The sequence below is a fragment of the Bradyrhizobium sp. cf659 genome (assembly GCF_900113725.1).
In the GTDB taxonomy this organism is placed as follows: Bacteria; Pseudomonadota; Alphaproteobacteria; order Rhizobiales; family Xanthobacteraceae; genus Bradyrhizobium.
Window position 1 is genome coordinate 1015582 of record NZ_FOQJ01000001.1, and the last position, 22829, is coordinate 1038410.

General features: G+C 64.7%; 23 protein-coding genes. 14 read left to right on the forward strand and 9 right to left on the reverse strand.

Annotated elements, in window-relative coordinates; all coding sequences use genetic code 11:
* Nucleotide 1 precedes the first annotated feature (1 nt).
* Nucleotides 2-862, reverse strand: coding sequence for a TerC family protein (locus BM118_RS05060; protein ID WP_092182789.1), 861 nt, complete (start codon nt 860-862; stop codon nt 2-4).
* Between the two features lie 44 nt (nt 863-906).
* On the reverse strand, nt 907-1329 hold the full coding sequence (gene ndk / locus BM118_RS05065) for a nucleoside-diphosphate kinase (RefSeq protein ID WP_011086893.1): 423 nt from the start codon (nt 1327-1329) through the stop codon (nt 907-909).
* A gap of 309 nt (nt 1330-1638) precedes the next feature.
* Here ndk and BM118_RS05070 point away from each other — a divergent pair, with 309 nt between their 5' ends.
* The 3 genes from BM118_RS05070 (at nt 1639) to BM118_RS05080 (ending at nt 4223) form a co-directional block, all read left to right on the forward strand.
* Complete coding sequence (locus BM118_RS05070; protein ID WP_092182791.1) at nt 1639-1893, forward strand: sulfur globule protein precursor; 255 nt, start codon at nt 1639-1641, stop codon at nt 1891-1893.
* Nucleotides 1894-2105: 212 nt separating this feature from the next.
* A complete protein-coding gene (locus BM118_RS05075) occupies nt 2106-2285 on the forward strand; it encodes a hypothetical protein (protein ID WP_092182793.1) in 180 nt (59 codons plus the stop codon).
* A 75-nt stretch (nt 2286-2360) separates the two neighbouring features.
* A complete protein-coding gene (locus tag BM118_RS05080) occupies nt 2361-4223 on the forward strand; it encodes an ABC-F family ATP-binding cassette domain-containing protein (protein ID WP_092182795.1) in 1863 nt (620 codons plus the stop codon).
* A gap of 143 nt (nt 4224-4366) precedes the next feature.
* Here BM118_RS05080 and BM118_RS05085 read toward each other — a convergent pair whose 3' ends face one another.
* The 4 genes from BM118_RS05085 to BM118_RS05100 all read right to left on the reverse strand — a co-directional run bounded on the left by BM118_RS05085 (nt 4367) and on the right by BM118_RS05100 (nt 8950).
* Nucleotides 4367-5038: a 3'-5' exonuclease gene (locus BM118_RS05085; protein WP_092182797.1), complete on the reverse strand. Its 672-nt coding sequence runs from the start codon at nt 5036-5038 to the stop codon at nt 4367-4369.
* A 1-nt stretch (nt 5039) separates the two neighbouring features.
* Complete coding sequence (locus BM118_RS05090; RefSeq protein WP_244550058.1) at nt 5040-6776, reverse strand: putative nucleotidyltransferase substrate binding domain-containing protein; 1737 nt, start codon at nt 6774-6776, stop codon at nt 5040-5042.
* A 183-nt stretch (nt 6777-6959) separates the two neighbouring features.
* Nucleotides 6960-8651: a cation acetate symporter gene (locus tag BM118_RS05095; protein WP_092182799.1), complete on the reverse strand. Its 1692-nt coding sequence runs from the start codon at nt 8649-8651 to the stop codon at nt 6960-6962.
* Complete coding sequence (locus tag BM118_RS05100; protein ID WP_092182801.1) at nt 8648-8950, reverse strand: DUF485 domain-containing protein; 303 nt, start codon at nt 8948-8950, stop codon at nt 8648-8650. Before BM118_RS05100 ends, BM118_RS05095 begins: the two co-directional genes overlap by 4 nt.
* A 321-nt stretch (nt 8951-9271) precedes the next feature.
* Here BM118_RS05100 and BM118_RS05105 point away from each other — a divergent pair, with 321 nt between their 5' ends.
* Nucleotides 9272-10060 (forward strand): class I SAM-dependent methyltransferase, encoded by a 789-nt coding sequence (locus tag BM118_RS05105; protein WP_092182803.1) that lies wholly within the window; start codon nt 9272-9274, stop codon nt 10058-10060.
* A 111-nt stretch (nt 10061-10171) separates the two neighbouring features.
* On the opposite strand, the gene BM118_RS05110 is transcribed toward BM118_RS05105, so the two are convergent.
* From BM118_RS05110 to BM118_RS05120, 3 genes are all read right to left on the reverse strand, one after another.
* Complete coding sequence (locus BM118_RS05110) at nt 10172-10657, reverse strand: hypothetical protein (protein WP_177234025.1); 486 nt, start codon at nt 10655-10657, stop codon at nt 10172-10174.
* 166 nt (nt 10658-10823) lie between these two features.
* Nucleotides 10824-11276 (reverse strand): DNA polymerase III subunit chi, encoded by a 453-nt coding sequence (locus BM118_RS05115; protein ID WP_092182807.1) that lies wholly within the window; start codon nt 11274-11276, stop codon nt 10824-10826.
* Nucleotides 11273-12772, reverse strand: coding sequence for a leucyl aminopeptidase (locus tag BM118_RS05120; protein ID WP_092182809.1), 1500 nt, complete (start codon nt 12770-12772; stop codon nt 11273-11275). The genes BM118_RS05115 and BM118_RS05120 overlap by 4 nt, the downstream gene beginning before the upstream one ends.
* A gap of 339 nt (nt 12773-13111) precedes the next feature.
* On the opposite strand from BM118_RS05120, the gene lptF reads away from it, so the two are divergent.
* From lptF to BM118_RS41210, 10 genes are all read left to right on the forward strand, one after another.
* On the forward strand, nt 13112-14281 hold the full coding sequence (gene lptF, locus BM118_RS05125; protein ID WP_092182811.1) for an LPS export ABC transporter permease LptF: 1170 nt from the start codon (nt 13112-13114) through the stop codon (nt 14279-14281).
* Entirely contained in the window at nt 14278-15375 is a 1098-nt protein-coding gene (lptG, locus tag BM118_RS05130; RefSeq protein WP_092182813.1) for an LPS export ABC transporter permease LptG, read from the forward strand. The genes lptF and lptG overlap by 4 nt, the downstream gene beginning before the upstream one ends.
* Nucleotides 15375-17861: an LPS-assembly protein LptD gene (locus BM118_RS05135; protein ID WP_177234026.1), complete on the forward strand. Its 2487-nt coding sequence runs from the start codon at nt 15375-15377 to the stop codon at nt 17859-17861. The genes lptG and BM118_RS05135 overlap by 1 nt, the downstream gene beginning before the upstream one ends.
* Before the next feature lie 68 nt (nt 17862-17929).
* The gene (locus tag BM118_RS05140; protein ID WP_177234027.1) at nt 17930-18856 is read left to right on the forward strand and encodes a SurA N-terminal domain-containing protein; all 927 of its coding nucleotides are present in this window, start codon (nt 17930-17932) and stop codon (nt 18854-18856) included.
* On the forward strand, nt 18856-19881 hold the full coding sequence (pdxA, locus tag BM118_RS05145; protein ID WP_092182819.1) for a 4-hydroxythreonine-4-phosphate dehydrogenase PdxA: 1026 nt from the start codon (nt 18856-18858) through the stop codon (nt 19879-19881). The genes BM118_RS05140 and pdxA overlap by 1 nt, the downstream gene beginning before the upstream one ends.
* Nucleotides 19881-20735 carry a 16S rRNA (adenine(1518)-N(6)/adenine(1519)-N(6))-dimethyltransferase RsmA gene (rsmA, locus tag BM118_RS05150; protein ID WP_092182821.1) on the forward strand — a complete coding sequence of 285 codons (855 nt, stop codon included), beginning with the start codon at nt 19881-19883 and terminating at the stop codon, nt 20733-20735. Before pdxA ends, rsmA begins: the two co-directional genes overlap by 1 nt.
* Nucleotides 20736-20833: 98 nt before the next feature.
* Nucleotides 20834-21892 (forward strand): alcohol dehydrogenase, encoded by a 1059-nt coding sequence (locus tag BM118_RS05155; protein ID WP_092182823.1) that lies wholly within the window; start codon nt 20834-20836, stop codon nt 21890-21892.
* Nucleotides 21893-21966: 74 nt separating this feature from the next.
* Entirely contained in the window at nt 21967-22197 is a 231-nt protein-coding gene (locus BM118_RS05160) for a hypothetical protein (RefSeq protein WP_092182825.1), read from the forward strand.
* Nucleotides 22198-22405: 208 nt separating this feature from the next.
* A complete protein-coding gene (locus BM118_RS41205) occupies nt 22406-22597 on the forward strand; it encodes a hypothetical protein (protein WP_177234028.1) in 192 nt (63 codons plus the stop codon).
* Between the two features lie 41 nt (nt 22598-22638).
* Nucleotides 22639-22815 (forward strand): hypothetical protein, encoded by a 177-nt coding sequence (locus BM118_RS41210; RefSeq protein ID WP_177234029.1) that lies wholly within the window; start codon nt 22639-22641, stop codon nt 22813-22815.
* The last annotated feature ends 14 nt before the right edge of the window (nt 22816-22829 follow it).

Here is a 22829-nt window from a genome sequence, read left to right on the forward strand (position 1 = left end):
CCTACTCGGCCGACGCCCCGGCGTGGCGCTCGGAGGCCTCGAGCGCGGCTTGGCTCAGGCTGCGCCGGCGCCAGATATAGCCGACGACCAGCACCACGAGGACACCCAGAAGCGCACAGAAATATTCGCCGCCTCCGCCGCCATGGGTGAATTGCGGCGGGATGCGCAACGCGGCGAGCATCGAATCCAGCGACGCCCCGAACGGGCCGTCGAACAGCGAGTGAAGCTTCGGTGCGACACCGGGATCGGTCGCGATCACCTCGCCCGCGATCCAGCCGAGCAGCGCGGCGCCAGCCCAGACCAGGACCGGCAGCTTTGCCAGCAGCGCCATGATCAGCGCGGCACCGGCGACGATCAGCGGCACGCTGATGGCAAGACCCAGCACCAGCAAGGGCACGCTGCCATTGGCAGCGGCGGCGACCGCAATCACGTTGTCCAGGCTCATGACGATGTCGGCGACGACGACGATCTGCACCGCCTGCCACAGATGCGAGGCGGACTCGACGCCGTCCTCGTCCTCGTTCTCCGGCACCAGGAGCTTGGCTGCGATCACGATCAGCGCGAGACCGCCGACGAGCTTGAGATACGGCAGCTCCATCAGGCTCGCGACGATGCCGGTGAAGATGATCCGCAGCAGCACCGCGGCGCCGGCGCCCAGAATCATGCCCCACAGCCGGTGCCGCGGCTTCAGGCCGCGGCAGGCGAGCGCGATCACCAGCGCGTTGTCGCCGGAGAGCAGGATGTTGATCCAGATGATCTTGCCGACCGCGATCCAGAAGGTCGGTTCAGCCATCTCGTTTCGGAACTGGGTGAAGAATGCCCCGATCGTAGCGGGATCGAAGATTTGCCAGAGCCAGTTCACAATAAGTCCTTTCGCCCCGTCGCTTTAACGCGTCGGCTGAAGGTTCAGCCGACGATCTCGTTGCCCGAGAAGAACTGCGCGATCTCGATCGCGGCGGTCTCCGGCGCATCCGAACCGTGTGCGGAGTTCTCGCCGATCGACTTTGCGTAGAGCTTGCGGATGGTGCCTTCGGCCGCCTTGGACGGATCGGTCGCGCCCATCGCGTCGCGGTACTTGGCGACGGCGTTCTCGCCTTCGAGCACCTGGACGACCACCGGGCCCGAGGTCATGAACTCGACGAGCTCGCCGAAGAACGGGCGGGCCTTGTGAACGGCATAGAAGGTCTCGGCCTGTTCCTTGGTCATGCGGATGCGCTTCTGCGCGACGATGCGCAGGCCCGCCTTTTCGATCACGGCGTTAACCGCACCGGTCAGGTTACGCGCGGTCGCGTCGGGCTTGATGATCGAGAAAGTGCGTTCGATGGCCATGATCTTGTCCTTGAGAAGAAAGCAGTGGTTCGGAGTTGCGGGGCTTATATCGGCGCCTTTGCCAGACGGCAAGCGACCGCCAAAACCGCCACCCGGGCGCTTCGCCGCAGGCAGCCCCGGCGGATCCAGGCATGGATTACCGAGATTTCATCCAGATGAACCCAATCTGAAGCCCCCATTCAGGCTTTGGTCCAGCTCGCCGGCGTAAGGTCGGGCCTATCGAAACCAAAGCCTGATCGTCAGGCAGACCGTTTCGGCGGCCTTTCCATCGACGCGATACCTCGCGCCGGCAGTTTTGAGGAGATCACCATGTTGAGGAAACTTTCGCTTGCCGCTGTCGCCGCGGTCGCGCTGGGTGCCGCGCTGGCACCGACCTCGGCCTCTGCTCACTGGCATGGCGGCGGCTGGGGCTGGCACGGCGGCGGAGGTGGCTGGCACCACGGCTGGGGTGGGCCGCGCTTCTATGTCGGCGGCCCCTCCTACGGTTATGGCGGCTGCTATGTGCGCCGGCTGGTCCCGACCCCCTGGGGACCCCGCTGGCGGCTGATCAACCGCTGCTACTGAGCCCGACAGCACCTTAAGTCGGGTGCCGCGCCCCCCACGGCACCTTCCAAGAGAGGCCCCGGCGATCCCCCCGCCGGGGCCTTGCCTTTGAGCAGGGACGACAGATTCATACAATTTTCACTGGAATGTCCGGCATTCCCCACGACCGGCGAAACCATTTGGCGGCCAACGACTTGGTACCGTGTCGTTACTCTGCAACATGGAACCTTGTCATGACGGGCCTTTTCGCCAATGACAGCGAACAGATCGACCGGCGTACCAGCCGCTCGATTTGCGATGCCGTGGGCGAACGGCTTCAGCAGAGCCTCCGCCCCGACCCCCGGCTGCCGACGCATCTCGAACAGCTCCTCGACGAGCTGAAGAAGCGCGACCGCGATGGTGGCGCGCACTGACAGGCGGGGCGTAGACATAGGACGGGCTGCGCAAAAACGGGTTGCGTTTGATCCCGGCTGCGGTGACAAGGCCGCATGCTGTCCATCACCGACCTCTCCATCCGCCTCGCCGGACGCCTTCTGATTGACCAGAGTTCCGTGCAGATCACGCCCGGATCGCGCGTCGGCATGGTCGGGCGCAACGGCACCGGCAAGTCGACGCTGTTCAAGGTAATCCGCGGCGAGCTCGCGGCCGAGCACGGCGCGGTGACCCTGCCCCCGCGCTGGCGCGTGGGCAGCCTCGCGCAGGAGGCGCCGAACGGCCCCGAGAGCCTGATCTCGGTCGTGCTCAAGGCCGATCTGGAACGCGACGCGCTGCTTCACGAAGCCGAGAGCGCCACCGATCCGCACCGGATCGCCGAGATCCAGACCCGGCTGGTCGACATCGACGCGCATTCGGCGCCGAGCCGTGCCGCCGCGATCCTTTCCGGCCTCGGCTTTTCCGCCGCCGATCAGCTCCGGCCCTGCGCCGAATTCTCCGGCGGCTGGCGCATGCGCGTCGCGCTCGCCGCGACGCTGTTCGCGGCCCCCGACCTGTTGCTGCTCGACGAGCCCACCAATTATCTCGATCTCGAAGGCACGCTGTGGCTGGAAGATCACCTCGCGCATTATCCGCGCACGGTGATCGTGATCAGCCACGACCGCGACCTCCTGGAAAGCTCGGTCGACCAGATCCTGCATCTGGAGCGCGGCAAGCTCACGCTCTACAAGGGCACCTACTCCTCCTTCGAGGAGCAGCGCGCCGCGCGCGAGCTGCTCGATGCGAAGGCGGTCAAGCGCCAGGAGGCCGAACGCGCCCGCCTGCAAGCCTTCGTCGACCGCTTCAAGGCCAAGGCCTCCAAGGCCCGCCAGGCGCAGTCACGCGTGAAGATGCTGGAGCGGCTGAAGCCGATCACCGCGCTGGTCACCGAGGACGTGCGCGAGATCAGCTTCCCCGCGCCGGAAAAAATCCTGTCGCCGCCGATCATCGCCGTCGACAACGCCTCGGTCGGCTACGATCCGGCGACACCGGTGCTCGGCCGCGTCACCTTGCGCATCGACAATGACGACCGCATCGCGCTTCTCGGCGCCAACGGCAACGGCAAGTCGACGCTGGTGAAGCTGCTCGCCGGCCGCCTCGCGCCGTTCTCGGGCAAGGTCACGCGCGCCGACAAGCTGTCGATCGCCTATTTCGCGCAGCATCAGCTCGACGAATTGAACGAGGACGCCTCCGCCTACGACCACGTCCGCAAGCTGATGGGCGACGCGCCGGAGGCGAAAGTGCGCGCCCGCGCCGGTGCGATCGGCTTTTCCGGCAAGGCGGCCGACACCAAGGTGGCAAAGCTGTCGGGCGGCGAGAAGGCGCGGCTGCTCTTGGGACTTGCGACCTTCTTCGGCCCCAACATGATCATCCTGGACGAGCCGACCAACCATCTCGACATCGACAGCCGTGCTGCGCTCGCCGAAGCCATCAACGAATTCCCCGGCGCGGTGATCATGGTCTCGCACGATCGCTATCTGATCGAGGCCTGCGCCGACCGGCTCTGGATCGTCGCCGACCGCACCGTCACCAATTACGACGGCGACCTCGACGAATACCGCCGCCTGGTGCTGTCGGCGCGCAACAGCGAACCCGCCCCGCGCGAGCGCAGTGCCGCAAGCGAGAAGCCGCCGCGCCCGAAGTCCGACAATCGCGGCTCACTGAAGAAGCGCGTTGCGGAAGCGGAAGCCGAGATCGCCCGCGTCAGCGACATCATCGCCAAGATCGATACCGCGCTGTCGCTCCCCGACATCTTCACCCGCGACCCCAAGCAGGCCGCGCAGCTGTCGAAAGCGCGCGCGAATGCCGCGGACGCGCTGGCGCGCGCGGAAGAGCAATGGCTCGAGGCCAGCACGCAGTTTGACGAGGCGGCGGGCTAGTCTGGCAGGCTGGGCTGGCGGGGACCGGCTGAGGCCCCATCGAAATCCGAAGAAACAACCCCATGCACAGTACAGGTATTAAAATACCTGCATCATTCCATCTGAGGCCATTGGGGGAATCTGCTCCGCCGCGCTGCGTCCGGTTATCCCCCGAACTGATTGAAAACGGGGCTGGCACGCTGGCGCGCGATGCGCACGCCGCGCCTGGTCAGGTCGCGCAACTGCAGGAACATCATCGCAGTCATCAATGCGTCGTTGAAAGCATCGTGCTGCCCAAGAGACGGAATGCAGAGATCGTGGAGGATCGCGGCGAACGACAGATCGACCGGGGTATTTGGAGGCGCGTTGCCGTATTTGCGTTCGTAGTAAAGCCGCGACACTTCGATGCGTTCGTTGGGCAGTTCGATTCCCACCAGCGGCAGGATGTACTTGTCCAGCATGGCGATGTCGAAATCGACATAATAGCCGATCAGCGGGCGCGGCCCGATGAAATGCAGAAAGCCTGGCAGCACCTTCCAGACGATCGGCGAGGCTTCGACGTCGGACCGGCGCAAGCGGTGAATCTTGATCGCCTCCGCCTCCAGTTCGCTATCGGGATGGACGATGGCTTCGAAACGCGCGCTGGTCAAAATCCGGTTGCCGCGGATCTTGATTGCGGCAATGGCGACAACGTCGTCCGTTCGCACATTCAGACCAGTGGTCTCGCAATCGATGACGACAAACTCGTCGTCCGGAGCGCGATCGAACATGAAGCGATACGATTGATCGCTCAGGGTCGCCTGGTGCAACAGTCGCTTGATCGCACGGGGCAGCATTCTAGAACATGCCGAGCTTGAAATGATGACCGACAATTTCCCGGAACTTCTTCACCACCTGGAGCGCGTCACGCAATAGATGCCGTTCCATGCTGGACAAGTGCGACGGTCTCACCAGGGTACCCGATGCGCCCGCGGATGCGGCCAGCTGCCCGTCGAGCCGAAGCATCAGCAGGAATCGGAAGGCTTGTTTCAGATCGCGTCCAAAGTCCAGTTGCAGCACACCGAGATCACAGAGCCGAGAAATCCGCTTGTCAGTGGAGGTCTCGCGCAGGCCCTGTTCGAGCGCCAGACTGCGAACGCCGTGCACGATGGGAAAGATGCCGCCCTTCTTGAGATCCAGCGCATCGCCGGTGCCCTCGGACGTGATCAGGTTGTTGAAGAGGCCGATCGGCGTTTCAAACGCGTCAACGGCGCGCGCGAAGTGGGCCATGAATGCCTGCTCGCCCCGGGTCATGTCGATCAGCGCCGTCTTGGCGTCGTTCAGGAGCTGCTCATTGCCCGCGATCGCCCGCGCATCGTAGACGATGGCCACGTTCATGTGCCCGGCTTGATCGGGAAGCACGATCCAGCGGCGCAAATCTGCGAGATAGTCCGAAAGCGGCCGGGACCACAGCGGATTGCGCACCATGATATCGCCCGGACACGGCGGAAAGCCGAAGCTCTGTAGACCGACGAAGAATTCCTGACGGAACGCCTCCAGGATTTCGCCCTGCATCGGACCTGCGAGGATAAGGCCGTTGTCCTGGTCGGTACGGATGGTCTGCTCGCCCCGCCCTTCGCTTCCCATCACGATCAAGCAGCTGCTGGTGCGCAGCTCGGCCGGCGCGACCATTTCGAACAATCGCGACAGCAGGCGTCGGTTGAGGTCGGAGACGATCTCCGCAATGACCTCCACCTTGACCCCTTGCCGTCGCAGCACGCGCGTTTGCGTCTCGATCTCCCGCGCCGCGGTGGCAAGGTCCTGCTGACTCGAGGCTCGATCGATGCGGCCGGCGGTGACTTGAGCACTTCCCGCCAGGAACCCCAGCAGATCGATCTCCTCTAGAATTCCGATGAGCTCTTCGCCGTCGCGCACGGCAAGCCGCCGCTTGTTGTGCTTGGTCATGAGCAGGAGAGCCGAGGAGACGAAATCATCACGGCGCAGCGACACGATGTCGAAATTCGCGAGCTCGCCGACCGGCGTCTGGATGGACTGGCGCCGCAGCACCACCGCCTTGGACAGGTTCATGCCGGTCACGATGCCGATCCGCTCGCCGTCCCGGACAAACAGCGCATTGCTGTTGATCTCGCGCATCAGATGCCCGGCGGCCTCGATCGTATCGCTGGCAGCCAGAAACACCGGCGGATGCAGGAACAATTCGCCGACCTTGGCGTGCATCAACGAGCCGTAGCGTCCCGTCTCCTCGTCGTTGGCGAGTTCGTCCAGCTTCTGGGATATCTCTCGGTAGAAAAAAGCCGCAAAGCGCGGGTTCGCCTTGATCAGATCGAGCGCGACCCTCCTGGGGATCACGTAGCAAAGCGTCTCGTCGCGCGCGAGAAACTGGTGCCCGCTATGGTCGTGAACGAGCGCACGGCTGTCGAACGTGTCCTTGGGACCCAGCAACGCCAGCAGGTCGGCCTCATTCCGCTCCTCGACGATGCCCTTGATCACGACATAGAGCGCCTCCGCCGGGGCGTCCCGCCTGATGATCGCTTCGCCCGGACTGAAGTACCCGATGTCCAGCGCGGCCCGCAACGTCTCGGCCTCGCTCGGCGTCAGACGATCGAATGGCGGATTGGTGATATCGAACGCCTTGGGCATTTCGGCCTTTCGAAGCTGCGGACCATCCGAGGATCCGACGATTGACCATCGAAAGCGCAGCACCGGCCGGTCCATGTGAACCGGCCGGTACCGAAGCGACGTCCCGCGGATCCTGGCTTAGTGAGCCGTGGCCGAAGCAGCACCGATACCGGTCTGAGATCGGACATATTGCGCGTCAAAGCCATCGCGATCGGCCGCGGCGCGCCTGCTGCGGTCCAGGATCGAGACCAGCCAGATCCCCGCAAAGGCGAGCGCCATCGAGAACAGCGCCGGATTGTCCAACTTGATGGGAGCCGACCCCTTGGCGAAGCCAAGCGTCGCCTCCCAGACTGCCGGCGAGAGGACCACGCCCACAACCGCGCTGAACAGCCCAAGGAAGCCGCCGAACACGGCTCCCCGCGTCGTCAGGCCTCTCCAGAAGATCGACATCACCAGCACGGGGAAATTGCAGGACGCCGCGATCGCGAAAGCAAGGCCCACCATGAAGGCGACGTTCTGGTTCTCGAACACGATGCCCAGGAAGATCGCAAGCACGCCGAGCACCAGTGTCGCAATCTTCGAGACCCGGATCTCGTCCTGCTCGTTTGCGTTCCCGCCCTTGATCACCATGCCGTAGAGATCGTGGCTGATGGATGATGCCCCGGCCAGCGCCAAGCCTGACACGACGGCCAGGATCGTGGCAAAGGCAACGGCCGAAATGAAGCCAAGGAACAGATTGCCCCCGACGGCGTTCGCGAGATGGATCGCCGCCATGTTGGAGCCGCCCTTGATCGCGGCGATTCCGCTCTTGGTCTTCTCGAGAATGCTCCCGTCCAGAAACATCGCGTCGGTCGAAACCAGCGTGATCGCGCCAAAGCCTATGATGAAGGTCAGGATATAGAAATAGCCGATGAAACCCGTGGCGTAGAACACGGACTTGCGGGCAGCCTGAGCGTCCTTCACGGTGAAGAAGCGCATCAGGATGTGCGGCAGGCCCGCCGTTCCGAACATCAGCGCCAGACCGAGCGAGATGGCGGAGAGCGGATTGGAAATCAGGCTGCCGGGCTCCATGATCGCGAGTTTCTTGGGATGCACCTCGGTTGCCTTGGTGAACAGCGCTTCCGGGCTGAACCCGAACTTGTAGAGGACCGCGCCGGCCATGAACGTTGCGCCTGAGAGCAACAGCACCGCCTTGATGATCTGCACCCAGGTCGTCGCCTTCATCCCGCCGAACGTCACGTAGATCATCATCAGGCCGCCAACCAGGACGACCGCGATCCAGTAGTCGAGACCGAACAACAGCTGGATCAGCTTACCGGCACCGACCATCTGCGCGATGAGATAGAACGCAACCGTCACCAGCGAGCCGCACGCCGCCAGGATGCGGATCTCGGTCTGCCCGAGCCGAAACGACGTCACGTCGGCAAAGGTGAACTTTCCGAGGTTGCGCAATTGTTCGGCGATCAGAAAGGTGACGATCGGCCATCCCACCAGCCAGCCGACGGAATAGATCAAGCCGTCGTAGCCCGAAGTATAGACGAGGCCCGATATGCCGAGGAAGGACGCCGCCGACATGTAGTCGCCTGCGATCGCAAGTCCGTTCTGGAAGCCTGTAATTCCGCCACCGGCCGAGTAGAAATCCGCGGCCGATGCGGTCCTCTTGGCGGCCCAATAGGTGATGACGAGCGTCAGGCCAACGAACCCGATGAACATGCCGATCGCCGACCAGTTGGTCGCCTGCTTGGAGCCGCCTTCGACGGCACCGGCGGCGAGCGCGATAGTGGGCAAGCTTGCGAGCAGAATCACCGATAGCCAGGCGAATTTCTTCACGAGCGATTCTCCTCGACAATTTTGCGGATAAGTACGTCGTAACTGGAATTCGCCCGACGCACGTAGATGCCCGTCAGCACGAAGGCGAGCACGATGACGGACAATCCGATTGGAATGCCGATCGTCGTCACGCCGCTGCCCAGCGGTATCCCGAGGAACTTGGGAGCGTAGGCGACGAGCAGGATGAAGCCGAAGTAGATGACGAGCATAACACCCGACAGCATCCAGCCCAGCGACGAACGTCGGCGCACGAGCTCCTGGTAGTTCGGATCGCGTTCAATCTTGGCGAGGTTGCTCACATCGATGGTCCCTGGAATGATCCTCTGAAATTTCTTGCCATGACGGCCGCCCCCTTCTCTCGGGGAGCTGTCCTAGCCTGCCCTGACGGCCGGCCGGGCTCCATGATCCAGATCAAGCGCGGTCGATCCCGCGCGAATGTGTCTGCAGGCGGCGCGTCAATCGGAAATATCCGCGCCTGCCGACGAAATGGTCCGTGTCGCTTGCGCACATTTGGGATTACGTTGGACGCAATTTGCGTCAGCGCACTTCGGCATTTTCGGCCCAAGCGATTTCCAACCCAGGCGATATGCAAACAAAGGTATGATGAAGGGATAACTCGAATGTCTGCACCCGAACCGATCAAGTTCACCGACGGCGTGGCTTACGAGCGCTTCATGGCCCCCTGGAGCCGATCGGCCGGCGCACTCTTCCTGGACTGGCTGGCGCCAGGCTCCGGATTGGCCTGGGTCGACGTCGGATGCGGCAATGGCGCGTTTACCGAGCTCATCCTTGCGGCGTCCGCCCCGTCATCCGTTTGCGCGATCGATCCCTCCGACGCGCAGATCGCGACGGCGCGCGCGAAACTATCGGCCAAACAGGTCGAGCTTTCGATCGGCGATGCCATGGCCCTTCCCTACGACGCCAACCGCTTTGACGTTGCGGTGATGGCGCTGGCGCTGTTCTTCGTCCCCGACGCGCACAAGGGCGCCGCGGAGATGGTCCGCGTCACCAGGCCCGGCGGCATGGTCGCGTCCTACACCTGGGACATCGTCCGGGGCGGCTCGCCCACGCAGCCGCTGTGGGAGGAGATGGACGCTCTCGGCAAGCCTGCACAGCGTCCGCCAAGTACAGATGTATCGCGGTTCGAGGCGCTGAAGCCGCTTTGGGCGGAGCTCGGCCTCCGCGAGGTCGAAACCCGCGAACTGGTTGTCGAGCGAACGTTTGCGAATTTCGATGACTACTGGCTGTCGATGGTCGTCAGCAGCCCGGCCGGCGTATTGGCGAGGCTGTCGGAGACGGAGAGCGCGGAGCTCGTGCGCCGGCTGCGGGCAAGACTGCCGGCGAGCGCGAGCGGAGAGATCACGGTTCATGCCTCGGCCACCGCGATCAAGGGACGCAAAGCCGCTTGATGATCCGGACGGTCGCGAACGGCGATCACCGCAATCCGGGGACCGAGCGGTCAGATCCTGTCGTTCGAAGATGCAATGAAAGGACGGCCATAGCCGCCCCGCGCGCTGGCCTTACGCCGACTTCTTCTTCGCCTTGGGCTTGGCCGCCTTCGGCATGACCGGCGCCTCCGGCGTACCCTCGATCGAGGACAGGCGGCCGGACGTGAACGTGTAGATGCCCGCGCGCGGACCGGTGGTCCAGGTCACCACGGCGACGCGCCGGCCGATGGCATCATTGGAGAGGTTGACGTTCGAGGGCGCGCCGATGCCGCGCACCACGTCGCATTCGGTGTGGCCGAGCGCAACCGTGCCGCCCGTGGGCGCCGTCGTCGACGCATTGGCATCAGCCGGTCCGGGAGGCGGCGCCATGCCGGGACAGGCGCCGTCGGCGCTAACCAGATCTTCCGCCGTCACGGGCTTGTCGGGGGTCAGCGGCGGCGATTCAATCGAGATGCTCTTGATGAACAGGCGGCTGGGCGTGTTGAACCACTGGGCATCCTTGGACAGCAGATCGCTCGCGCCAGAGCAGCCCGCCACCAGCGGTGCTACGGCAGCCAACGCAACTATGAGCGAGCCGGGAAGCTTTTGATGTCGCACGATAAACTAAATTCCCCGCGTGAAGGACCAGCCCTAAACGATTGTCCCAACATCACTTTGCGGCACGAAGGTGGCCAAGACCAACGTTACCCCAAAAGTACAAATTATCATTAATTGCGGACGACCGCTAATTTCGCCGCTGCCATCGGCCCCGTTCGTCGGCCTGCCAATAGGTGACATCAAATCCCCGCGCCTTGCAATCCGTCCAGGCGCTGCGGGCGAGCGCCAGCGCGTCCGGATCGTCGCCGTTGAACAGCAGCACCATGCGTTCATAGCCCTGGGTGTCCTGGGGCAGCGCGGCGTTGTCGATCAGGAAGCGGACATGGGCGCCGTTGGGATTGCCCTCCTCGATCGCCAGCACGATCGGCTGGTCGGCGGCATCGTTCACGCGCCATGTCGCGTGCGGCAGGAAGGAATCGTCGCGATAGGTCCACAGATGCGCATCCAGCGCATCGGCGCGTTCCTCCGAGGTCGACTGCACCACGACGCGCCAGCCGCGCTCGAGCGATTTTTCGAGAAGCGGCGGCAACACGTTCTCCACCGTGATGTTTTGCAGATGGTAGAACAGCACTTCCGTCATTTGCGCTCGTAATGATCTGCCACCAGACGATCCAGAAGGCGGACGCCGTAGCCGCTTCCCCAGCTCTGGTTGATGTCGGTCTTCGGCGCGCCCATGGCGGTGCCGGCGATGTCGAGATGCGCCCAGGGCGTGCCGTCGACGAAGCGCTGGAGGAACTGCGCCGCGGTGATCGAGCCGCCATGGCGGCCGCCGGTGTTCTTCATGTCGGCGAACTGGGAATCGATCAGCTTGTCGTATTCGGGACCGAGCGGCAGGCGCCAGACCTTCTCGCCGCTCTCGACGCCGGCCGTCAGCAGCCGGTCGGCGAGTTCGTCATTGTTGGAGAACATGCCGGCATGCTCGGTGCCGAGCGCGACCACGATCGCGCCGGTGAGCGTCGCGAGGTCCACCATGAATTTCGGCTTCGTCTTCTTGGCCACGTACCAGAGCACGTCGGCCAGCACGAGGCGGCCTTCGGCGTCGGTGTTGATGATCTCGATGGTCTGGCCCGACATCGAGGTGACGATATCGCCCGGCCGCTGCGCATTGCCGTCGGGCATGTTCTCGACGAGGCCGATGGCCCCGACCACGTTGGCCTTGGCCTTGCGCGCCGCAAGCGCGTGCATCAGGCCGACGACGCAGGCAGCCCCGCCCATGTCACCCTTCATGTCCTCCATGCTGCCGGCCGGCTTGATCGAGATGCCGCCGGTGTCGAAGCAGACGCCCTTGCCGACGAAGGCGACCGGGGCCTCGCCCTTCTTGCCGCCGTCCCAGCGCATGATCACGGTGCGGCTCGGCCGCGTCGAGCCCTGGCCGACGCCAAGCAGCGCACCCATGCCGAGCTTGTCCATCGCCTTGACGTCGAGCACCTCGACCTTGACGCCGAGCTTGCGGAGCAGGCTCGCGCGGCGCGCGAATTCCTCGGGGAAAAGCACGTTCGGCGGCTCGTTGACGAGGTCGCGCGCGATGATCACGCCGTCGACGACGTGGCCGGCCGAGGCAAGCGCCTTCCTGGCGGCGGCGACATCGCCCACCGCAAGCGAGATGTCGGCGCGTGAGCCGCCCTCCTCGCCGTCCTTCTTCTTGGTCTTGTAGCGGTCGAACTTGTAGGCGCGCAGCCGGAGCCCAGCGGCGATCGCAACCGCCTGCTCGCTCGTCATGGCGCCGTCCGGCAGTTCCGCCATGATGGTCATGGCGGCGGCACCGGCGGAGAGCTTGCCCGCCGCCACGCCGCCGAATTTGAGGAAGTCGTTCGCCTTCAGCCCCGTCGCCTTGCCGGCCCCGATCACGATCAGGCGGGTGGCCTTCATCCCCTCCGGCGCCAGGATGTCCAGCGCGGCGCCGCTTTTGCCTTTGAAAGCGGCGGCCGAGGCCGCCCGCTTCACGAGTTCGGTAGCGCCGCCCAGGGCTTTGGCGGTCGCAGGGCCCAGCTTCAAACCGTCGTCGCAGAACACGACCAGGATGCCACGGGCGGCGGCAGACAACGGGACGAAGCCGACCTTGATGGCATCGGACATGGGTAACTCCTCCAAAACATGGGGCTTTTTGCCGCTCGGCGGTTCCGGCCACGGGCCGGCGCTGAACGGCGATTCACTGGACTTTCGCCACTATGGGCCACCGGCGGGGCAGATGCCAAGCACCGCCCGTGGCCGTCAGGCCACAACGAGCGAAATATTAACCATATATTGAGGGCGCCATGGGCCAGCCATTTTGTTGACGGATCAAAGGGATGGTAGTGAGAGAGTAAGCTGGCGTAAGAGCTGTTTGTCCGACCTTGGGGATCCCCTTTCGGGGATTGGTTGGACGGCAGAACTCCGGCCGGCATTGGGGACTTGGTGGGATTCGTGCGGTAGCGCATGGGGTCAATCGATAGGTATATCTTCCGCACGACGCTGGCGTCGTTTGCGCTGGTCCTGGTCAGCCTCACCGGCGTGATCTGGATTACGCAGGCGTTGCGCGGCATCGACCTGATGACGAGCCAGGGTCAGACCATCCTCACCTTCCTCGGCATCACCAGCCTCGTCGTGCCCGCGCTGGTCCTGATCATCTCGCCGATCGCGCTGATGATCGCGATCTCGCACACGCTCAACAAGCTCGCGACCGATTCCGAGATCATCGTGATGAATGCCGCCGGCTTCTCGCCGTTCCGGCTGTTCTATCCGTTCTTCTACGCCACCTGCGTGGTGGCGCTGCTGGTCGCCTTCATCGCGGCCTATCTCGCACCCGACGGCATGCGGCGGATCAAGCAGTGGGACGCCGAGATCACCGCCGACGTGCTCACCAACATCCTCCAGCCCGGCCGCTTCGCCCAGCTCGACAAGAACCTGACGATCCGGATTCGCGAACGCCAGCCCGGCGGCATTCTCGCCGGCATCTTCATCGACGACCGCCGCGATCCCAACGAGCGCGTCTCGATCGTCGCCGAACACGGCGAGGTCGTGAAGAACGACAACGGCTCGTTCCTGGTGTTGGAGACGGGCAATCTCCAGCGCTTCGAGGCCGGCAAACGCGATCCCGCGCTGGTGGCGTTCGGCCGTTACGGCTTCGACATGTCGAAATTCTCTGGCCAGGGCCGCGACGTCACTCTCGGCATCCGCGAGCGCTATCTCTGGGAGCTGTTCTCGCCGTCCGAGGACGATCCCGTCTACAAGCAGATTCCCGGTCAGTTCCGCTCGGCCTTGCATGACAGCCTGTTGGCGCCGATCTATCCGTTCGCCTTTGCCGTGCTGACCTTCGCCTTCCTCGGTGCGCCGCGCACCACCCGGCAGAGCCGCAATTTCTCGATCGGCTCGTCAATCGTCGCGGTGTTCGGCCTGCGCATGGCCGGCTTCGCCTGCTCGGTGATGGCGGTGAAGTCGCCGGCCGCGGTGCTGGTCCAATACGCGATGGTCATGGGCGCCATCGGCGTCGGGCTGTGGCTGATCATCGGCGGCATCGTGGTGGAGCCGCCGCCCCGCCTCATGGAGGCCATCAACAGGTCGAACGCGCGCATCGCACGGCTGTTCAGGCGCCCGGCCACCGCATGAGCATGCTCACCAATACACTCGGGCGCTATTTCGCCGGCCGCTTCGTGGTCGCGGCTCTTGGCGTGTTCGCGAGCATTTTCCTGCTCCTGGTGCTGGTCGACTACATCGAGATGGTGCGCAAGACGTCGGGCCTTGCATCCGCCTCGGCGATCATGGTGGCCGAGACCTCGCTGTTCCGGGTGCCGCAGCTGCTGGAGAAGCTGACGCCGTTCTGCATGCTGATCGGCGCCATGACCTGCTATCTCGCCCTCTCCCGCCGGCTGGAGCTCGTGGTCGCGCGCGCCGCCGGCATCTCGGCCTGGCAGTTCATCTCGCCGGCGCTCGGCAGCGCGCTCCTGATCGGGGTGATCGCCACCGTCGCCTACAATCCGATGTCGGCCAATCTGCGCGAGCTCTCCAAGCGCATGGAGGCCGAGCTGTTCGGCTCGGCGCCCGGCGGCGGCATCCAGGACGCCTCCGGCTTCTGGCTCAACCAGGTGACCAACGACGGCCAGACGATCATCAATGCGGCACGCAGCGAGCAGCAGGGTGTCCGGCTCACGGGGCTCACGTTGTTCCGGTTTGACACAGAGCAGCACTTCAAGGAGCGCGTCGAGGCGCGCGAGGCGGAGCTCGAAGGCGGACAATGGATATTCAGGAACGTCCGTCGCTTCTCGCTCGACGGGCCGCCGATCGAGCAGGCCGTCCTGGCGATTCCGACGACGCTGACCGAGGCCCAGGTCCGCAACAGCTTTTCCACACCCGAGACTGTGTCCTTTTGGCAACTACCGAGCTACATCCGCTCCTCCGAAAGCTCAGGCTTCGCGACAGCCGGCTATCGACTCCAGTATCACAAGCTGTTGGCGCAGCCGTTTTTGCTCGCCGCCATGGTGATGCTCGCGGCCTCGGTGTCGTTGCGTTTCTTCCGGATGGGCGGCGTGCAGAAGATGGTTTTGAGTGGCGTGGGCGCAGGCTTTCTGCTCTACGTTCTGTCGAAAGTGACTGAAGACTTGAGCAAGGCTGAGTTGATGCATCCGATCGCTGCGGCGTGGTTGCCCGTGGTGGTGGGCGGCCTCACCGGCTTTTTGGCCTTGTTGTATCAGGAGGACGGTTAGTGACTGCCGTCCGTCGAGGGCCCGCGTCTCGTCTGACGCGCCGCACAGTGGTGCGCGCGAACGGGTGCGGCTTGTCCGTTCGCAGGCTGCTGCTCGCGGTCGTCGCTGCGGCCTCGCTCGGCGCGCTGATCGACCTTGCCGCCGTGGCGCCGGCCTCCGCCCAGAGTTTCACCTACAATCCGCTGCCGCCGCGTCCGAAGCCGCCGAAGGTCGCCAACGACAACCAGATGCTGGTTCAGGCGACCGAGGTCGACTACGACTACAACAATTCGCGCGTCTCCGCGGTCGGTAACGTCCAGCTGTTCTACAACGGCACCAGCGTCGAGGCCGACAAGGTCATCTACGACCAGAAGACCAAGCGGCTCCATGCCGAAGGCAACATCCGCATGACGGATGCCGACGGCAAGATCACCTATGCCGAGATCATGGATCTCTCGGACGACTACCGCGACGGTTTCGTCGATTCGCTGCGCGTGGACACCGCCGACCAGACCCGCATGGCCGCGAGCCGCGCCGACCGCTCCAGCGGCAACTACACGGTGTTCGAGAACGGCGTCTACACGGCCTGCGCGCCGTGCAAGGACGATCCGAAGAAGCCGCCGCTGTGGCAGGTCAAGGGTGCGCGCATCATCCACGACCAGCAGGAGAAGATGCTGTATTTCGAGACGGCGCAGCTCGAATTCTTCGGCGTGCCGCTCGCCTACATGCCCTATTTCTCGACGCCCGACCCGACCGTGAAGCGCAAGACCGGCTTCCTGATGCCGTCCTACACGTCGAATACGCCGTTCGGCTACGGCGTCGAAGTCCCGTTCTACTGGGCGATCGCGCCCGACATGGACATGACCCTCAACCCGCGCATCACGTCCCGGCAGGGCGTGTTGTTCCAGGCTGAATTCCGCCAGCGCCTGCTGGACGGCGCCTACCAGATCCGCGCCTATGGCATCAACCAGCTCGACCCGGGCGCGCTTTCCGGTCAGCCCGGCGACCGCGATTTCCGCGGCGCGATCGACACCAAGGGGCAGTTCGCGCTGAACGACAAATGGGTCTGGGGCTGGGAAGGCGTAGTCATGTCCGACTACTACTTCTTCTCGGACTACCGCCTGTCGCAGTACCGTGACCCGCTCGGATCGTTCCTGATCCTGCCGACCGACGCGATGTCGCAGCTCTACCTGACCGGCGTCGGCAATCGCAGCTTCTTCGACGCGCGCACGATGTACTGGCTGAGCTACTCGGGCAACCAGAGCCAGGTGCCGATCGTCTACCCCGTGATCGACTACTCGAACGTGCTCAACTATCCGGTCTTCGGCGGCGAGTTCAGCTACAAGACCAATTTCGTGAACCTGTCGCGTGATACCGCCGTGTTCGACCCGATCACGACGCTCGCCAACACCAACAGCCTGTGCACGACGGCGTCGGCCGATCCGCTCGCGCGCACGCCGTCGCAGTGCCTGCTGCGCGGCTTCCCCGGCACCTACACCCGCCTGACGGCGGAAGCGCAGTGGCGCAAATCCTTCACCGACCCGCTCGGCCAGATCTGGACGCCGTTCGCCAGCCTCCGCGCCGATGCGATCAACTCCTCGGTCTCGAACCAGCCGGGCGTGTCGAACTACCTGCCGGTCGGCGACACTCAGGCCTTCCGCCTGATGCCGACCGTCGGCCTCGAATACCGCTATCCCTTCATCAACGTTCAGCCCTGGGGCTCCACCACCGTCGAGCCGATCGCGCAGATCATCATCCGCCCGAACGAGACCTATGCCGGCAAGCTGCCGAACGAGGACGCGCAGAGCATGGTGTTCGACACCTCGAACCTGTTCAGCGTCGACAAGTTCTCGGGTTACGACCGCGTCGAGGGCGGCGGCCGCGCCAATATCGGCGTGCAGGCCACCACCCAGTTCGACAAGGGCGGCGCCGTCAAGGCGCTGTTCGGCCAGTCCTACCAGCTGTTCGGCATGAACTCCTACGCGGTCCAGGACTCCATCAACACGGGCCTGGATTCCGGCCTCGACAAGCCCCGCTCGGACTACGTGGCGAGCCTCGCCTACTCGCCCAACCGCACCTACACGTTCAGCGTCCGCTCCCGCATGGACGAGCAGACCTGGAACGTCCAGCGCTTCGAGGCCGAAGGCCGCGCCAACTTCGATCGCTGGTCGATCAGCATGATGTACGGCAATTACGCGCCGCAGCCGGAACTCGGCTATCTGACGCGCCGCGAGGGCATCCTGACCACGGGCTCGCTCAAGGTCGCGACCAACTGGGTGGTGTCGGGCTCGGCACGCTGGGACCTCGAGGCCAACAAGATCAACCAATATGTGCTCGGCGCCGGCTATGTCGACGATTGCTTCGTGCTGGCGGCGAACTATGTAACTTCGTATAGCTACTCCGCGGGCTCGACGCCGCCCGTCCTGAGCCACGCGTTCATGTTCCAGATTGGCCTGCGTACGCTGGCGACCTCGTCGACGAGCAGCAGTTCCGGCGTCCTCCAGTAAACGGTTTGAAGTGCCGGTCGCGTTTTCCCAATCGCAGGTTCACCGCGGCTGACATGCGAGCGATAAAAATGACGACTGCTTTGCCTTTGTTCCGCCTCCTCCTGGTCCTCGCCGCCTTGTTTCTGGCCGCCGCACCGTCGCGCGCGCAGAACATCGTCGTCATGGTCAACGGCGATCCGATCACCGATTTCGACATCGACCAGCGCTCCAAGCTCGACCAGCTGACGACGCAGAAGACCCCGAGCCGGCAGGAGGTCATCAACGAGCTGATCGACGACAGGGTGAAGCTGAAGGAAGGCAAGAAGTACGGCGTCGATCCCGGCGTCTCCGACGTCAACCAGTCCTTCGAGGGCATGGCGCAGCGCATGCGCATCTCGACGGATCAGCTGACCAAGTCGCTCGAGGTCAAAGGCGTCCGCCCCGAAACGCTGAAGGCCCGGATGAAGTCCGAGATGGTCTGGACCAGCCTCGTGCGCGGCCGCTTCAAGGAGAAGCTGCTGGTCGGCGAGCGCGACGTCGCGCAGGCGGTGCAGGCCCAGACCGGCGACAAGCTCCAGATCGAGGGCACCGAATACAAGATGCAGCCGATCGTGCTGATCGTGCCGCGCGGCTCCTCCCCGACCTTCCTGGAGACGCGGAAGAAGGAGGCCGAGACCTACCGCTCGCGCGTTGCGAGCTGCGAGGAGGCCAATTCGCTGTTCCGCTCGACGCCGAACGCCACCATCCGCGACAGCGTCACCAAGACAACCGCAGAACTGCCCGAGGCACTGCGCAAGGTGCTCGACGACACGCCGATCGGCCATCTTACCGCGCCCGAGGTGACCAGGGCCGGCATCGAGATGGTCGTGCTGTGCTCGCGCAAGCCGACCATGATCGACACGCCGAAGAAGCGCGAGATCCGCGAGAAGATGTACACCGAGAAGTACGAGAAGACCCAGAAGGCCTATCTCGACGAACTCCGCAAGGCGGCGATGATCGAATATCGCAACCGCTGATGGCCAACCACGCAGCAAAGCCCCTCGCCCTGACGCTGGGAGAGCCTGCCGGCATCGGCCCCGACATCACGATTGCGGCCTGGCTCCGGCGCCGCGAGCTGAATCTGCCCGCCTTCTATCTGCTCGGCGACGAGGCGCTGATCGCGCGGCGCGCCAAGACACTGGGTAAGGCGCTCGGCGACGAGGTCCGGATCGCCTCCGTGAGCGCGCGCGAGGCCGCGGCCGCCTTCACCGAGGCCCTGCCCGTGGTTGCGACCGGCGAGCGCGCAACGGCCGAACCCGGCCAGCCCGACGCCTCGAGCGCGCCGGCGGCGCTCGCCTCGATCCGCCAGGCGGTGGCCGATGTCCGCGCCGGCCGCGCCGGCGCCGTCGTCACCAATCCGATCGCCAAGAGCGTGCTCTACCGCGCGGGCTTCCGCCATCCCGGCCACACCGAATTCCTCGCCGAGCTCGCCGCAGAGAACGGCCGCGTGCCGCAGCCGGTGATGATGCTGTGGTCGCCACGGCTCGCCGTGGTGCCCGTGACCATCCACGTCTCCTTGCGCGACGCGCTGTCCCAGCTGACGAGCGAGTTGATCGTGTCGACCGTGCGCATCGTCGCGACCGAACTGAAATCCCGCTTCGGCATCACGAGGCCGCGCATCGCGATCTCCGGCCTCAACCCGCACGCCGGCGAGGACGGCTCGCTCGGCCACGAGGAGCAGACGGTGATTGCGCCGGCGCTCAAGGCGCTGCGCAATGACGGCATCGACGCTAGAGGCCCGCTGCCCGCCGACACCATGTTCCACGAGGCTGCGCGCAACAGCTATGACTGCGCGGTCTGCATGTATCACGACCAGGCGCTGATCCCGATCAAGACGGTCGCCTTCGACGACGCCGTCAACGTCACGCTCGGCCTGCCCTTCATCCGCACCTCGCCCGATCACGGCACCGCCTTCGACATCGCCGGCACCGGCAAAGCCAATCCGGCGAGCCTGATCGCGGCTCTTCAGCTCGCCAGCCGCATGGCGGCTGCCAAAACCTGATGAGCGCGATCGACGACCTCCCGCCGCTGCGCGAGGTCATTCGCCGGCACGCGCTGTCGGCCCGCAAATCGCTCGGCCAGAATTTCCTGCTCGATCTCAACCTCACCGCGCGCATCGCGCGCGCGGCGGCGCCGCTGGATGACTCCACCATCGTCGAGATCGGCCCGGGCCCGGGCGGGCTGACGCGTGCGCTGCTTGCGCTCGGCGCCAGGCGCGTCATCGCCATCGAGCACGACGAGCGCGCGATCCCCGCCTTGCAGGATATTTCCGCACGCTATCCCGGCCGGCTCGAGATCGTCCACGGCGATGCCATGACCTTCGACCCGCGCCCGCTGCTCAATGGCGAAAGCGCAAAGATCGTCGCCAATCTTCCCTACAACATCGCGACCCAGCTTCTGATCGGCTGGCTCACCACCGAACCATGGCCGCCCTGGTACGACATGATGGTCCTGATGTTCCAGCGCGAGGTCGGCGAGCGCATCGTGGCGCGCGAGGACGAGGAGGCCTATGGCCGCCTCGGCGTGCTCGCCAACTGGCGCTGCGAGACCAAGATCCTGTTCGACATTGCGCCGTCCGCCTTCGTGCCGCCGCCGAAGGTGACCTCCTCCGTCGTGCGCCTGGTGCCGCGCACCGAGCCTCTCGCTTGCGATCGCAAGCTGCTCGAACAGGTCGCAGCCGCCGCCTTCGGCCAGCGCCGCAAGATGCTGCGGCAGAGCCTGAAATCGCTGGGCGTCGATCCGGCACGGCTTGCGCAGGCCGCCGGCGTCGATGCGACGCGGCGCGCCGAGACCGTTCCGATATCGGGCTTTGTTGCCATGGCGCGTGAATTGGCGGATATACGAGCCGAAACCTGACGCATGATCCGGAAAAGTGTGAAGCGGTTTTCCGACCAGATCATGCTCAAATAACGAGCCGAAGCGCACGCTTCGGCGGAAATTCCGGAGGAAAGAAAATGGCGTTGATGCGTCGGCAGTCCCTGATCAAGTTCGATGCGCCGCTGTGCGAGACCATCGTCGACACGCCCAAGCCGCAAGGCCGCGAAGTCCTCGTGCGCATCGAGCGCTGCGGCCTCTGCCATTCCGACCTGCACATCCAGGACGGCTATGCCGATCTCGGCGGCGGCAAGAAGCTCGACACCACGCGCGGCATGACGCTGCCCTTCACGCTCGGCCACGAGATCGCCGGCGTCGTCGATGAAGTCGGCCCCGACGTTCCGGCCGGCCTCGTCGGCAGCAAGAAGGCGGTGTTTCCGTGGATCGGCTGCGGCCAGTGCCGCGACTGCAAGAACGGCGACGAGAACCTCTGCGTCAAGCAGCGCTTCCTCGGCGTCTCCATCGACGGCGGTTTCGCCACCCACGTGCTGGTACCCGACGCGAAATATCTGCTCGACTACGATCCCCTGCCCGTCAACCAGGCCGCGACCCTGATGTGCTCCGGCGTCACCGCCTACGGCGCGCTCAAGCGTCTGGTCGACCGTCCGCGCCAGCGCAACCTGCTGCTGATCGGTCTCGGCGGCGTCGGCATGATGGGCCTGTCGTTCGCGCAGGCGATGTTCAAGCAGCCGATCACGGTCGCCGATCTCTCGCCGGCCGCGCGCGACACCGCACTGAACAACGGCGCCGCCGTCGCCTACGATCCGGCCGAGCCCGACGTGATCAAGCGCATCCTCAAGGAGACCGACGGCGGTTTTGACGAGATCGTCGATTTCGCCGGCAACGAGAAGTCGATGGCGTTTGCGGTCGCGGTCGCCGCGCGCGGCGGCAAGATCGTGGTCTCCGGCCTGATGGGCGGCCAGTTCACGCTGCCGATGGTGCAGTGGGTCTACAAGCGCATGACCATCGAAGGCTTCATGGTCGGCACGCTTGCGGAGGCCCAGGAGCTGATGGCGCTCGCCCGCGCCGGCAAGATCAAGCCGACGCCGATGCGCGAGGAGCCGATGGGCGACGTCCAGAAATGGATCGACGAATTGCGCGCCGGCAAGGTCGTCGGCCGCATCGTGCTGAAGAACTGACACCGCCCGCGGCGGCCGGACGCAAGTTTCGCCCGCCGCGCGGAACGGCTGCAGCCGCGCCGCGTTGACAGAGTATGTCCATTCGCTGCACCGTCGAGAGCGCATTCTTCATCGCCTGGAGCTTCCTGGAGCAGAGCGGTGAGCTCGGCCCTCCGGACGAGACAGCGAACGTCCTTCTCGACGCCATCGAAGCCCAGCTCAAGACCGGCGAACGCCGGCAGTTGATGCTCGCGAACAGGGCGATCGACGCCTTCCGCGCCCATGCGGCGAAGAGCCGGCCGTCGCAGGAAGCCCGCTTCGGGTAATGGGCGGCAGGCGATACCGTCGACCCCCGTTCCGGCAAATGCGCCACCCCTATCGAGCTCAATGCCTGTCCCTTCGATGAAGACAGGAAGCTTTCGCTTCGCCCCACCATCATCCCGATCGCCAGCCGATCACTTCGGCCTGACATTGGAACGTCGCGCGCCTCGGGCGCGTTTGTCTCTCGTGAAGGCAACGACGGAGTCAGAGCTAATGACAAAGCCGCTGGCAAGGACAGTGCAACCCGTTCCTGAAGAAAACCAGAGCCACAAGGGCGCCGGCAGCGCGCCGTCGGTCCCGGTCGACACCACCAAGGGCCACCGCGACGACGAGAAGCAGAATATTCGCGAGCAGGCGGCGCACGGCAATCTCACCCAGAACACAAGCAACAGGCGCATGGGATAAGCGATCAGACTACGGGGGGACTGAAACGAGGAGAGACGAACGTGATCAGTCTCGGCAAGTGGTACGATCCCATATCCGAACGCTGGATCGTGCCGCGCGAGCCCCGCCCCGAGGCCACATCCTCCCCAACGAGCGAGAACCACGTCCTGGAGCTTCAGAGGACGGTTGAAATCCAGCGCATCTGGCGCGCGCTCGTCGATTGCTGTGCACGCGACTGATGCTCGCACGCAGC